The organism is Bradyrhizobium iriomotense (assembly GCF_018130765.1).
GTDB lineage: Bacteria > Pseudomonadota > Alphaproteobacteria > Rhizobiales > Xanthobacteraceae > Bradyrhizobium > Bradyrhizobium iriomotense_A.
Map to the genome: position 1 here is coordinate 1 of NZ_JAFCJZ010000031.1, position 13,702 is coordinate 13,702.

Sequence of the window (13,702 nt, forward strand, 5' to 3'; positions counted from 1 at the left end):
ACGCGCGCCCAGGTCGGCTCCGTCATGGTCAGCCAACGGCGATACGCCTCGAGCCGCCACTGGAGCATCCAGGCGGGCTCATTCTTTTTCTGTGAGATGAATTTTACGATCTCTTCCGACAGCCCCTTGGGGGCCTTCTCGGAGTCGATCAGGGTCTCAAACCCATAACGATACTGGTCGACGTCGATGCCGCGGACCCGTTCGATGGTTTCCTGAACCGCCGCCATCTATCGCACCGTCCGCGAGGAGACATGTCCGACCGCGTCAATCATGGGCCGCCTGCGCGCCTGGTTCGCAGCCCGCGCAATCACCAGAGTGACATGCCGGTCGGGGCTCACCATCAACCGGCCGATCTGCGCGACACAGCGGCGGATACCCGTGCCCAAGTTCAAAATCCAGAGTACTGGCCTCGACCGCGTCATCGACCTGCCCCTCAGGCCGGAACGCAGGTGTCTGGCACCGGACACACGACCGCGCATTGCGCCGTGTCGAAATGCCCTTCGCACTCCGTGCACTTCTTCGGATCGATCACGTACATGTCGCGCTTGAGGCTGATCGCGGCGTTCGGGCACTCGAACTCACATGCTCCGCAAACCGTGCATTGCGAGGCGACAATCTTGTAGGACATGTGTTCCGACTCCTTGAGCAGACGATGTCGTCGGACATCTCCTTTCAAGCGTCGTGCCAACCGGGAAACGTCGGAAATTCAACGGCTATTTGCCCAAGGCGGCTTGTCGTGACCCCAACAGCATGTCGCATCTGCGACAGCCGCCGTCAGAGCCGCTTGACCTCGATGCCGTGCTTTTTCAGCGCGTAGCCGATTTGCCGCGGCGTCAGGCCGAGCAGGCGCGCGGCCTTGGCCTGAACCCAACCGGACTTCTCCATGGCAGCGATGACGCGGTCGCGCTCCGCCACACTGCCGGTGAGTGCAGCGCTCGACGCGGAAGCTACCGGCTCCGCGCTTGCCGGAGGTCTGGCAACAGCCGTCTCGCGCGGGGCAGCGGCTGGAAGGACGGAGAGCGGCACAATCGGCAAGGAGCGCTGCGACGCGCTTTCGGAGCCGCCGTTCCACAGCATGGCCGACAGGCACTGGCTATGACAGCATGCGAAATCGTTCCTGACGATCTCCGGTCCCGGCGCCAGCGTCGCCGTGCGCTGCACGCAATTTTCGAGCTCTCGCACGTTGCCGGGGAAGCCGCAGCTCATCAACACCTCGATCGCGTGCCGGTCGAAGCTCAACGCGCGGCCGTTCTCGGTGTTGAAGTTCTTCAGGAACTCGTTGGCGAGCAGCGGAATATCGCTGCGCCGCTCGCGCAGCGGCGGCAACAGCATCGGCACCACGCTGATGCGGTAATAGAGATCGGCGCGGAATTCGTTGCGCGACACCGCCTCTTCGAGATTGCGGTTGGTCGCGGCAATGACGCGAACATCGACCTTGATGGTCTGGTTGCCGCCGACCCGCTCGAACTCCTGCTCCTGGAGCACCCGCAGCAGCTTGGCCTGGAAAGAGGCGGAAATCTCGCCGATCTCGTCAAGGAATAACGTGCCCTTGTCCGCGAGCTCGAACCTCCCCTTCCGTGAATTGAGCGCGCCGGTAAACGCCCCCTTTTCGTGGCCAAACAGCTCGGATTCCAGCACTGATTCCGGCAGAGCCGCGCAGTTGATCTTGATGAACGGGCGCTTGGCCCGCGGCGATAGCTCATGAATGGCCTTGGCGATCAGCTCCTTGCCGGTGCCGGATTCACCGCGCAGCAGAACCGTCGAGTTAGACCTCGCCACGACAGCAATCTTGTCGAGCAGCCCGCGCAGCGCCGGGCTGTCGCCGATGATGCCTTCGACATGGACCTTCCGGCGATCGCGCGTCGGCTTGAGCTCAGACAGCTCCTTCTGGAGGCGGTAGCTCTCATGCATCAGCCGTTCGCGATCCTGCGCAACGACGCGGTGCAGTTTCACGGTCTGACCGACGAGATTGGCGATCATCGTCAGCAGACGCACGTCGGAATCGAGCCGGTACAACGGCCGCTCGTCCCAGACACGGTCGATCGTCAGCGTGCCGACGACCTTGGCATCGATGCGGATAGGCACACCGATGAACGACACACGCGTCGTCTCCGACGCCCCGAGAGTCTCCACGTCCGACGGACTGAAGGCGGGATGGGTGGCAATGTTTTCCGCGACCAGCGGCATCGCCGTCGCAACGATCTGGTCCACGGCCTTTTGTGGCAACCGCCCGCGATAACGCTCGTCGCTGCCCTCGCTCCATCCGGCGCCAACCGCAAGATCGGGAACGCCGTCATCGGAGAGCAGCGCGACAACGCCGTGACGCATCTGGAGGAATGATTGCAAGAGGTTGATGACGTTCGCGAGCGTCGTTTCCAGGCGGGTCGGGGCCGTCAATATCTTCGATATCTCGAAGATGCCGGTCAGTGCGATCTCGTTCAGCGGCACGATCGGCGCGATCTGATCGGCCTGCGGGCGTTCAACCATGGGAGCAGCGTGCAGCATGACGGAATCTCCGTTGCCTGTTACATCCTCCCCGCAGCCTTCTTTGGAATTTGTCTTATTCTCATTCATGTCGTGTCGGGAGTCGCGCTCAACTTGTCGGCAACGCTGCAAAAAGATTCCATCACATATGCACGCTTTGTCATCCGACCCGCGGAATTTACCGTCGGAATGCGCGACACGCCCGAAAGCGCGATCTCCGCATTGATCCAGCGCAAATCGGCGACGTTTCTTTGGTGGCTAGCGACGGCCATGTAATCACACGTGTTGCCCGCCGTTGATCGGTACTTCCGCACCTGTGACGTAGCTGGCCGCGTCGGAGCACAGGAAGAAGATCACCTTTGCGACCTCGTCCGGCGTGCCGACCCGGTGCAGCGGGATGATCGGTGCCAGCTGGGCTTCAGTCTCCGGCGACAGAATGTCTGTCTTGATCTCGCCGGGAGCGATTGCGTTGACGCGAATCCCGAACGGCGCGTAATCGTGCGCCATCTCGCGGGTCAGGCACGCAAGGGCTGCCTTCGACGTCGCATAGGCCGTGCCGGCAAAGGGGTGCACCCGGGAACCGACGATCGAGGTGACGTTAACGATCGAACCGGATGCCAGCTTCAGTTCGTCGACCAGGCCCTGAGCGAACAGGATCGGCGCGAGCAGGTTGACGTGGAACACGCTCATCCAGGTCTCGACCGGCGTCGTCAGCGAGTTCAACCGGCTGCCGTCGACGGCCTTGGGCGAAATACCTGCGTTGTTGATCAGCGCATGCAGCGGCCGGCCGTCGAGCCGCTCCTTGATCTCGGCGACCGCGCGCGGCAACGCGCGATGATCGCTCAATTCAACCTGCACATGGTTGTCCGTCCCCGAATCCCACGGGCATCGATCACCATCAAATGGTTGCCGGGAACAGGTGATGATCCGCCAGCCGGCTTCGGAAAACAGCTTTCCCGTCGCGTGACCGATACCCCGCGACGCACCGGTCAATACGAGCGTTTTCTGCGCGCCGTGTTGCGCGCGCGCCTTGTCGCCGTGAAACGGGCACAGCGCGACATCGGGTGCCGACGTGTCGCCCCGTGCGCCGTCGAGGTCCAGCAGATCGAGCGTCACGCAAAGCTCCTCACCGCGCCCCGGCGGGCGCCGCACGATGACAACAGGAGCAACTTTGCAGGATTTGGGCCACGCTTTGCCGGCTAATCACCACAGTTTTTGCGACCGGATGTCAGCTTCGCGACACGTTGAAAGATTTGCAACAGGGACGCGTAGAGTTTCGGACCAAACACGACCGTCCCGGTGCGCTCCTTCTTCCTGAAGGTTGATCAGCAGTTGAGAGCCGTTTTTCAATCGTTCCAAATGGCCCGGCTCTTGCTCTTCCCGTTTCAACGTTCATTCGCGCCCTGTCTTGCTGCACTTTTCCTGCAAACGTGGTTTCAAATGCCCCAGCCGAACGACCAACGACTCTTTGCTGTTATCCTCGGCACCAATGAGATCGCTTCCGCGATCGGCATCCAGCTCATGCGCGCAGGATATTGTGTGGTCCTGTCTCACGATCCGGACCCGCCGGTGATCCGCCGCAAGATGGCCTTCCACGACGCCCTCTTCACCGACACCGCTCAACTTGAGGACATCGTTGCCGAACGCGTGGACGACGGCATGCAGGTCTACCAGGCCCTGCGCCGGCCGGCGCGAATCCTGGTCACCTGGCTCGGTCTGCTCGACCTGCTTCCCGTCCGCCACATTGACCTCCTCATCGATGCACGTCTTCAGAAGCGTCGGATCACGCCCGACCTCAGGCGGCTCGCCCGGCTGACCATTGGGCTCGGCCCCGGATTCTCGTCACACTTCAATTGCGATGTCGCGGTGGAGACCCGCCCCGGCAGGATCGGGCTTGTAGGCGAGCGGCGCTGGACCGACGCCGCCGACGGCGTCGCAAGCACGCTCGGTGATGTCGGCGCGGAACGCTTCGTCTACTCGCAATTCGCGGGCCGTTGGCACACACCGATCGAGATCGGCACCCGCGTCTACAAGGATCTCGTGCTTGGCCATCTCTCCGGCATTCCGGTGCTCGCGCCGCGTGACGGGGTTCTGCGCGGCATCGCCCGCGACGGCAGCGAAATTCCGGTCGGCGTCAAACTACTGGAGATCGACCCGCGCGGGCGCGATGCCCAGTGGACCGGAACGGACGGCCGCGGGCGCACCATCGCCCACGCGACAACAGCCGCCGTCAGGCTCCACGCCGGCCGACGGATCTCACAATGGAATCCGGCATGATCGTCTGTTCCTGCAACGTCATCAGCGATCACGACATCAGGGGTGTGGCATCGACCGACGGCGAGCTTTGCTCGGCTGCACAGGTCTACGGCTGCCTCGGCTGCACCGTCCGGTGCGGACTATGCTCCCATTCCGTAAAGCGGATTCTCGAGGAGCGGCCGGCTCGTCGCGCGCGATATTCGGAGGACCTCGAAGTCATCGCGGTTCGCACCGGGCAGGGTTTGGAACGAGTGGAGTGAAGATGGTAGAGACGATGGAAAAGGCGCCCATCAATCCGGCCACGTGACATCCGACGACAAAGCGTCTAACGTGACCGGTCGCGCTCTCAATCACGCGACGCTGCCAAGATAGAGCCGCTTGACGATATCGTTGCCCCTCAACTCGTCGACCGAAGCGGCCGCCACGACGATTTCACCATGCACAATGATATAGCCGCGGCTCGCGATCCGGATCGCTTGATTGAAGTTCTGCTCCGCCATCAGCACGGTCAGACCGAGGTTCTGATTGAGCTCGCCGATCTTGGTGATGGTCTGCGAGACCAGTAGCGGCGAGAGTCCCACCGAAGGTTCGTCAACCAACAACAAGCGTGGCGACGACATCAGGGCACGCGCAATCGCCAGCATCTGCTGTTGTCCGCCCGACATCGTGCCCGCGAGCTGCGCCTGCCGCTCCTTGAGGACGGGAAATGCTTCGAAAGCGACCGCAAGATTACGGTCGATACTGCGCCGGGCTGCCTTACGGAACGCGCCGAGCATCAGGTTCTCGAGCACGGTCAGCCGTGGGAACAAACGACGCCCCTCTGGAACCATCGCTACGCCGAGCTCGACGATGTCTTCGGTCGACAGACGGGACAAATCGTGCGCCGTTCCGTCGATCGTCAGCGATATGGCGCCACGTTGCGGCCGCACCAGGCCCGCGATGCACTTCATCATCGTGCTCTTGCCGTTGCCGTTGGTGCCGAGCAAGGCAACGGTCTCGCCGGCCTCGACATGGAGCGAAACGCCGCGCAACGCCTTCACGGCGCCGTAACCCGCATCAAGATCATTGATGGCAAGGCTAAGTGCCAAGGTAAGCCTCCTGCACGCGCTGGTTTGCCATGACTTCGGATGGCGTGCCTATCGCGATGATCCGTCCGGCGTCAAGACACATGACGCGTTCGGAGAAGCGCATCACGGCCTGCATGATATGCTCGATCATGATGATGGTGATGTCCCGGCTTGCGAGGCTCAACAGCAGATCAAGCACTTCGTCGACTTCCGAGGTGGAAAGGCCTGCCATGGCCTCGTCCGAAATCAGGAGCTTCGGATGCGTCGCCATTGCACGCGCAAGTTCCATTTTGCGCAATTCCACCTGACTAAGCTGCGTGGCCGAGACGTTGGCCTTCGAGCCAAGGCCCATTTGATCGAGGATCGACATCATGGTGTCTCGCCGCTGCGCCACCGAGACGTGCTCGTGCGCGGCGAAATCGAGTGCGACCATGAGATTTTCGGCGACCGTCATGCTCCTGAACGGTCGCGGAATCTGAAAGCTGCGAGCGATGCCGCGGCGGGTACGCAAATGCGGCTGCAACAGCGTGATGTCCTCATCGCGAAACAGGATGGTGCCGGGTTCGGTGCGGAACGCACCGGAAATGCAGTTGATCAGCGTGGTCTTGCCCGAGCCGTTCGGACCGATCAGGCCGAACCGTTCGCCGGGCCGAATGTCGACGCTGACATCGCGGAGCGCCGTGAACCCGCCGAAGCGCTTGGTGAGCGACGAAATCCGCAGCAGGGGCGACTGGGCGCCGGAGAGCGTCATACCTCACCCTCCTTGCGGCCATCGCGCAGCTTGCGGATCAGGCCGATGATGCCCTCCGGGGCGCCCACCACAAACAGCACCAGCATCAAACCCAGCACCAGCACATTGATCTCCGAGGAGATCGTTACCGTCAGCAATTGCTGCGTTGTGCCGAGCAGGATCGCGCCGATGATCGGCCCGGACCAATGCGCGGTTCCGCCGATCAGAGACATCGCGAGTGTCGTGACGGAGTAGTTGAGATTGAACGCGGACGCGGGATCCGCATATTGCAGATACATCGCCGTTGGCGCGCCGACGGCACACATCAGCGCCCCCGAGATCACGCAAGCGAGCAGCTTCAATCGCAAGGTCGGCACGCCCGTGCATTCGGCCGCAAGTTCGTCGTCCCTCAGTGCCTGCAGGCCGCGGCCGATCCACGAGTTCTGGATGTAGCGCGAGATCGCAACCGCCAGAACCACGAGGAGGGCTTGGACGAAGAACAGCATCTGTACATAGTTGTCGAATGGCGCCGTCACCGCCGGCCGTTGGATCTGGATGCCCGCAGCTCCACCGACGTATCGCCAGTTCGTTATCGTCGTCTCGATGATGATCGTCAGCGCAATCGTCGCGATCGAAAAGAAAATGCCCTGCATGCGAAGCGTCAGGAGACCGAGCGCAAACCCCATCAGCGCCCCGATCGCGGCGCCAGCCAGGATCTGCAGGGGAAGCGGCGCGCTAAAGGCCTTGACCAGGAATACCGCAGCATAGACGCCAACGCCGAAAAACGCGCTGGTGCCGAAATTCACATAACCCGCATAACCGCCAAGAATACTCCATGCGACGGCAAGCGCGATGAACTGCAAGATGACGTAGCCGGCAAAGAATGGATACTGGTTGCCGACGACCTGTGTCATCACAAAGACGGCGACGAGAAAGACGGTCGCCCCGGTCCAGAAAGCAATGCTGTTGCGCGTCATGATCGCCTGCCAAACAGGCCCTGCGGCCGTACGGCGAGAACGCCGAGCAACATCGCAAAGGAAATCGCCGGCGCCCAGGAGGCGCCGAACATGGTGAGCACAATCGTCTCGGCGACACCGAGAATGATGGCGGCGACGAGCGTGCCGCCCATGCTGCCGAGCCCCGCCATCACAACGACGCAGAATGTGCGCCCAATATAGGCGCGGTCGAGCGTGGGATCGACAGGGGCGACGATGATGAGCAGAGCGCCGGCGATCCCGAGCACAGCGGTGGCGATGCCGAATGCCCACTGCTTGATCTTGATCGGGTTGGCGCCCATCAACCGTAACGCCTCCTGGTCCTGCGCGACCGCGCGAATGGCACGTCCCATGAAGGTCCGCGACAAATACAGCGTGAGCAGGACGGTCAGCGCCGTTGCGACAGCAAAGGCGACCAGGAGCCGGTACGGAATGCGGATATCGCCGAGCCGCCACGCCCTGCCGATATAATCGGCGGTGACGGAGCGCTGATCGACGCCGAATTGCAGGATGATCAGCACTTCAATGATGAAGGCAACGCCAAAGAAGAAGGCGATGCCGCGCACGGCGGCATCGCTGCCTCGCTTCTCGAACGTTTCGTAGTACAGGCGATAGGCCACAAGCCCAAGCAGGAAGAATACCGGCGTGATCAGCAGCCCGGCGAGCAGCGGATCAACGGCATAATGCTCGTTAAGGAAATACACCGCGTAGGACGCCAGCACCAGGAACGCCGGATGGGCCACATGGGGCACGTCAAGAAGGCCGAACGACACGGACAATCCGAGGCTGACCGCGCCGTAGAAGCAGCCAAGCAGCACCCCGATCACGACCGCATCGAGCAGCAGATCAAATGAAAACAATTGAGGCCCCCCTTGACCCGCCTTGAGCCCGTTTCTCCGGTCAGCTCGTACAGGGTATCCGGTCCCTTGCCCCGGACGATCTTTCCCGGGCCGCCTTCGCGATATCCGGTTTATTTCCGCGCTGCCTCAAACGGAGCAACCAACTCGCCGGATTTCAGGTTCTCCGGGAACAGGATCACCTGCCTGCCCGAGCTACGGAACTGCTCCATGTTCTTGTCAACGACGCCGCGGAACTGGGCCTGCAGCACCGCGGTTTCCTTGCGCTCGCCATCAGGCGAAAACGCGATCGAACCGACGATGGTCTTGTGCGTGTTTTCACGCAGATATTTTGCGAGTGCCTTCTGCTCCAGCGACCCCGCTGCGTTGATTGCCTGCTCGATGAGCTGGCCGCTGGCATAGCCGAACGGCGCCAGATAGTAACCGAGCGGATCGATCTTGGCTTCGACGGCGCGCTTTGTGTACTTGTCGAAGAACTCCTTGGTTCCCTCGAAATACATGCTCTTTTCGGGCAGCCATGTGTTGTAGTTGACGACGCCGTTGAGGAGCGAGCCCATATTCTCCATCACGGCGCCGAACTGCAGGCCGACCATGCCGCCGCCGAAAACCTTGACATTGTCGCCGATCCCGATCTCGTTCACGGCGCGCAGGATGCCCGCCGAGTCCGGCGGATAAGACGCGACATAGACGATGTCGGGCTTGGCCGCCTTGAGCGCGCGGATGATGCTGGAGAATTCCACCGTGTTCGGCGGATAGGCCTGGTCGAATACGATCGGCAGGTTGCGCTTCGCTGCGACTTCACGCGCGGTCTTCGCCAGATTCTGGGCGAATTCCTGGTCGGCGGCCAACAACGCCATGGATTTGCCGCCGGCTCTCTGACCGATATCGAGGAACGACGTCGCCCAGCTGTCGGCCGGCCCCCACGGCGCATTGTTGAACCACATGTCGTGGCCGACCTTGCTGTTGACCTGGAAGGAGAAGTTACCAATCAGCAGAAGCCCACGCTGCTTGACCATCGGCATGATCGGCGCCGTCGGCACGGTCGCATAGGGCGCGAACAGGAGATCGACCTTGTCGACATCGATCAGCTTCGAATAGATCGCCGGCGTCTCCGACGCGCTAGACTTGTCGTCATAGACGACGAGTTCGATCTTGCGGCCTCCGAGCAGCCCGCCCTTGGCATTGACGTCGTCGCGCCAGATCTCGATGCCGAGCAGCGAGGCCTTGCCGCCGCCCGCGAGACCGCCGGTTTGCGGCATGCTCATGCCGATCCTGATCGGCGTCTGCTGCCCCTGCACCAACTTGACGCCGAGCGGCGTGGCAGCAAGCGCCGCGCCGGCCGTCGCCAGCAGGCGGCGGCGGGAAATCGATCCTGGCTTGGAGACCTTCTTCGACATTGGCACTTCTCTCCCCTGGGTCGTTGTTGCTTGATGTGATTGTATTGGTTTTGCGGCAGCGTCCCTCGTCAGATCCGTCCCAAGGCCGTCAGGATAACCTGCGGTGTCAGGGGAATCTCGGTAATTGTTGTCCCGAACGGTTGGAGCGCGTCGTTGACCGCGTTGGCCACTGCCGCCGCCGCCCCTGCGGTACCGGCCTCGCCCGCGCCCTTGGCGCCGAGCTCGGACTCGCGCGTCGGCGAGACGACGTGGCCCACGTCGATGTCAGGCATTTCGCCGGACATCGGCACCAGGTAATCGGCCATGTTGGCATTGGTCAGCTGTCCCCGGTCGTCATAGGCGCACTTTTCAAACAGCGCCGCACCAAGCCCCTGCACCACCCCACCTCTGATCTGCTCATCGACCAGCTGCGGATTGATGATGGTGCCGCAATCCTCGACCACCCAGTGCTTGAGCAACTTGACGAAACCGGTGTCGGTATCGACTTCGACCCAGGCGGCTTGAACGCCATTGGTAAAGGCGAAAGGATATTCACGGGGCACATAGTGCCTTGTCGCCATCAGTTCGGGCTGGATACCCGGCGGCAGGGTGTCGGGACGGAAATAGACGATGCGCGCAAGCTCATCGAGTTCGATGCGCGGCGCGCCATCGCCAATATTGACCACGGCATTGTCGATGATATCGAGTTCGGCCGGGGTCGATTGCAGAATGACAGCGGCCACATCGAGGATATTCTTGCGCAAGATCTTCGTCGCCTGCAGCGCCGCCTCGCCGCCAATGCCGGCGCCGCGCGAAGCCCAGGTGCCGCCGCCGTAGGGCGTCATGTCGGTATCACCGAGGATGACGCGAACGCGATCCATGGAAACACCGAGGACGCTGCCCACGATCTGCGCCGTGAGCGACTGCGAACCCTGCCCCTGCTCGGTGATGCTGGTCTGGCAGATCACCGAGCCTTGCGCATCCAGCCGCACCGCCACGCCGTCCTGCGACGAAATCTTGGCCCCTCCGACGCCGTAGAACGCAGCGCTGGGATTGGTGACTTCGATAAAGCTCGCGATGCCGATACCGCGATGAATGCCCTGCTTGCGCAAGGCCACCTGCTCGGCGCGCAGCGCTTCATAGTTCATCATCTCGACGATCTTGGCCAGCGACGCGTGGTGCGACAATTGCTCGAACCGCAGCCCCGACGGCGAGGCGCAGGGATAGGCGTCGTCAGCAATGAGATTGCGGCGGCGGATTTCCACCGGATCCATACCGATCTTCATGGCGGCGAGATCGACCAATCCCTCAGTCACCGAACAGGCGATGGGATGGCCGACTGCGCGGTACTGGCACATCACGTTCTTGTTCTGAAACACCACCCGCGCCCGTGCGCGATAGTTCTCGGTGGTGTAGGCGCCGCCGACGAGGTTGACGACCTGGTTGGCCTCGATCGCGCTCGTGCGCGGGTACATCGAATAAGGCCCGATGCCGGTAAGATCGTCGATCTCGAACGCCGTGATGGCGCCGTCGCGCCTGACGCCGATCTTTCCCCTGCAGCGATGGTCGCGGGCGTGAATGTCGGTATTGAAACTCTCGACGCGGTCGGCGACGAATTTTATCGGCCGACGCAGCAGCTTGGCCAGCGCATAAGTCGCCATCTCGTCGGCGTAGATGTGCACCTTGATGCCAAACGAGCCGCCGACATCCTTGCAGACGACGCGAACCTGCGACTCTCGCAAACCCAGATGCAGTGCCGCGATGTTCTGCACCATATGCGGGGCCTGCGTCCCCTGATAGATCGTGAGCCGCGCTTCAGCAGCATCCCAGTCGGCAACGACCGAACGCGGCTCCAGCGTCACGCCGGTGTGGCGACCGAAGATGAATTCGGCCTCGACCACCACATCGGAACCGGCAAAGGCTTGATCCACGGCGCCTGCGTCGAGGACGCGTTCGAACGCCAGATTGTCGCCAAGCGAAGCATGGATGACCGGTGTCGCCGGATCGAGCGCCGTGCGCATGTCGGTGACGGCTTCGAGTTCCCTATACTCGACCGCAACGTGCTCAGCGGCATCCTCAGCCGCCACCCGGCTCGTCGCCACGATGGCGGCCACCGCCTCGCCCTGCCAGCAGACCCGGTCGACTGCGATCGCCGATTGTGGCGCGGATTTGAGGCCCTTGAGATGGGAGAGCACGCCGATCCAGGGCGTGATGACGTCCGCAAGCTCTTTGCCCGTGACAACCGCGACCACGCCCGGCATCCGCCTTGCGGCGGCGGCGTCGATGCTCACGATCTCCGCATGCGCATACGGCGAGCGCAAGAATACGACATGCGCCATCCGCGGCAGCTCCATGTCGCTGACATAGCTGCCGCGGCCCTGCAGCAGCCGGTCGAGATTCGGCCGCGGCACCGTCTTGCCGATATAGGAGTTCGGCCGATCCAGGACCGACAGCCTTTCGGGATTGCTGCGGACCGGGCTCATGCCTTCAGCTCCATCCGCGCCCGCGCGGTCGTCTCGATCGCGTCGATGATGGCGTGATAGCCGGTGCAGCGGCAGTAATTGCCCGAGAGATGCTCGCGGATCTCCTCGCGAGCGGGCGCTGGGTTCTCGCGCAACAGATCCTGCGCCGCCATCAGCATGCCCGGCGTGCAGAAGCCGCATTGCAGCGCATTGCGGTCACGAAACGCCGCCTGCAAATCGGCGATCTCGCCGGAGTCGGACAGGCCCTCGATCGTCTCGACCACGGCGCCATTCGCCTGCACCGCCAGCATCAGGCAGGAGCGCACAATCTCGCCGCCGACGCGCACCGTGCAAGCTCCGCATACACCATGCTCGCATCCGAGATGCGTGCCCGTCAGTTTCAGATGCTCGCGCAGGAAATCCGCAAGATGGAGTCGCGGCAAGACATGCGCTTCCACGCGCTCGCCGTTGACCGTGACTGAGATGGTCACTGGAGCCGTCACGCACGTCCTCCGATGTTGAGATCGGGACGGTTCAGGAGCGAAGCGACGCAGCGCGCCAGCAACACTCTTGCGAGATGCCGGCGCATTGCGGGCGTTGCCTGCTGATCCTCATGCGGGTCAAGCTCATGGGAAAGCGCGTCGGAGGCCTCGGCCAGCAGTGCGGGCGTGATTGCAACGCCAGCCAGTTTGCCGGCGGCCTTCGCCAGGACGGGCTTGTCGCCGACAGCGAAATAGCCGAGCCGGAGGTCGGCGAACCGATCGCCCTGCAGCACTGCCTGCGCCGCAAGGCCGACGATCGCATAGTCGCCATGCCGTCGCGCAAACTCCTGGAAAAAATGCGCCGAGCCGGTACGGGCGACTGGCAGTTCGATGGCGACCAGCAGGTCCTGCGGTGCGAGCTGCGTCTCGTAGATGCCGGTGAAAAAATCCTCTGCAGCAATCCGCCGCTCGCCGCCGGGGCCGTGGACGACGATCGACGCACCCAGCGCCAGCATGCAGGCGGGCAGTTCGGATGCCGGATCGGCCTGCGCAAGGCTACCGCCGATGGTCCCCCGGTTGCGAATGGCGGGGTGCGCGACATGCGCCGCGGCCGCCCCGAGCAGCGGCGCGCATTTCACAATGTCGGATGATTTCAGCAGATCGGCATGCCGGGTCAGAGCGCCAATGACCAGTGTTTCGCCCTTGACCGCGATCCCGCGCAATTCGGCGAGTTCGCCGATATCGACGATCACGTCCGGTGCAACCAGCCGCAGATTCATCGCGGGGATCAGGCTTTGCCCGCCCGAAAGCACCCTCGCTTTTTCTCCGTGCACGGCAAGCAGCTCCAGCGCATTGGCAACGCTGGTCGCGCGTGCGTAGGCGAAAGCCGCGGCTTTCATTCGGGCAAGCCCCTCCCCGGTCCTGCTTTTCTGCTTTTGGGGGATTAGAGGGTGGGACTTTTCGAAGGTCAAGCGACTAGATTTCGCAGTCTTT

General features: G+C 62.6%; 13 protein-coding genes and 1 pseudogene. 2 read left to right on the forward strand and 12 right to left on the reverse strand.

Annotated elements, in window-relative coordinates; translation table 11 throughout:
• The 3 genes and pseudogenes from JQ635_RS35355 to nifA form a co-directional block, all read right to left on the reverse strand.
• Positions 1-227, reverse strand: a pseudogene (locus JQ635_RS35355) (Fe-S cluster assembly protein SufB); the annotation flags it as partial.
• Between the two features lie 206 nt (positions 228-433).
• Positions 434-628 (reverse strand): 4Fe-4S dicluster domain-containing protein, encoded by a 195-nt coding sequence (locus tag JQ635_RS35360; protein WP_211414387.1) that lies wholly within the window; start codon positions 626-628, stop codon positions 434-436.
• Positions 629-774: 146 nt separating this feature from the next.
• On the reverse strand, positions 775-2,505 hold the full coding sequence (gene nifA / locus JQ635_RS35365; protein WP_211414388.1) for a nif-specific transcriptional activator NifA: 1,731 nt from the start codon (positions 2,503-2,505) through the stop codon (positions 775-777).
• Here nifA and JQ635_RS35370 point away from each other — a divergent pair.
• The gene (locus JQ635_RS35370) at positions 2,497-2,760 is read left to right on the forward strand and encodes a hypothetical protein (RefSeq protein WP_211414389.1); all 264 of its coding nucleotides are present in this window, start codon (positions 2,497-2,499) and stop codon (positions 2,758-2,760) included. The genes nifA and JQ635_RS35370 overlap by 9 nt on opposite strands.
• Here JQ635_RS35370 and JQ635_RS35375 read toward each other — a convergent pair whose 3' ends face one another.
• The gene (locus JQ635_RS35375; RefSeq protein ID WP_433996591.1) at positions 2,761-3,600 is read right to left on the reverse strand and encodes an SDR family NAD(P)-dependent oxidoreductase; all 840 of its coding nucleotides are present in this window, start codon (positions 3,598-3,600) and stop codon (positions 2,761-2,763) included.
• A gap of 324 nt (positions 3,601-3,924) precedes the next feature.
• Here JQ635_RS35375 and JQ635_RS35380 point away from each other — a divergent pair, with 324 nt between their 5' ends.
• Positions 3,925-4,761, forward strand: a complete 837-nt coding sequence (locus JQ635_RS35380; protein WP_211414445.1) for a xanthine dehydrogenase — start codon at positions 3,925-3,927, stop codon at positions 4,759-4,761.
• Positions 4,762-5,090: 329 nt separating this feature from the next.
• Here JQ635_RS35380 and JQ635_RS35385 read toward each other — a convergent pair whose 3' ends face one another.
• The 8 genes from JQ635_RS35385 to JQ635_RS35420 form a co-directional block, all read right to left on the reverse strand.
• Entirely contained in the window at positions 5,091-5,780 is a 690-nt protein-coding gene (locus JQ635_RS35385) for an ABC transporter ATP-binding protein (protein ID WP_349631898.1), read from the reverse strand.
• Between the two features lie 37 nt (positions 5,781-5,817).
• On the reverse strand, positions 5,818-6,558 hold the full coding sequence (locus JQ635_RS35390; RefSeq protein WP_211414391.1) for an ABC transporter ATP-binding protein: 741 nt from the start codon (positions 6,556-6,558) through the stop codon (positions 5,818-5,820).
• Positions 6,555-7,514, reverse strand: coding sequence for a branched-chain amino acid ABC transporter permease (locus JQ635_RS35395; RefSeq protein WP_211414392.1), 960 nt, complete (start codon positions 7,512-7,514; stop codon positions 6,555-6,557). The genes JQ635_RS35390 and JQ635_RS35395 overlap by 4 nt, the downstream gene beginning before the upstream one ends.
• Positions 7,511-8,392, reverse strand: a complete 882-nt coding sequence (locus JQ635_RS35400; protein WP_211414393.1) for a branched-chain amino acid ABC transporter permease — start codon at positions 8,390-8,392, stop codon at positions 7,511-7,513. Before JQ635_RS35400 ends, JQ635_RS35395 begins: the two co-directional genes overlap by 4 nt.
• A gap of 110 nt (positions 8,393-8,502) precedes the next feature.
• The gene (locus JQ635_RS35405) at positions 8,503-9,786 is read right to left on the reverse strand and encodes an amino acid ABC transporter substrate-binding protein (RefSeq protein WP_211414394.1); all 1,284 of its coding nucleotides are present in this window, start codon (positions 9,784-9,786) and stop codon (positions 8,503-8,505) included.
• Between the two features lie 68 nt (positions 9,787-9,854).
• Positions 9,855-12,248 (reverse strand): xanthine dehydrogenase family protein molybdopterin-binding subunit, encoded by a 2,394-nt coding sequence (locus tag JQ635_RS35410; protein WP_211414395.1) that lies wholly within the window; start codon positions 12,246-12,248, stop codon positions 9,855-9,857.
• Entirely contained in the window at positions 12,245-12,730 is a 486-nt protein-coding gene (locus JQ635_RS35415) for a (2Fe-2S)-binding protein (RefSeq protein WP_211414396.1), read from the reverse strand. The genes JQ635_RS35410 and JQ635_RS35415 overlap by 4 nt, the downstream gene beginning before the upstream one ends.
• A complete protein-coding gene (locus JQ635_RS35420; RefSeq protein WP_211414446.1) occupies positions 12,727-13,608 on the reverse strand; it encodes an FAD binding domain-containing protein in 882 nt (293 codons plus the stop codon). Before JQ635_RS35420 ends, JQ635_RS35415 begins: the two co-directional genes overlap by 4 nt.
• Between the last annotated feature and the right edge of the window lie 94 nt (positions 13,609-13,702).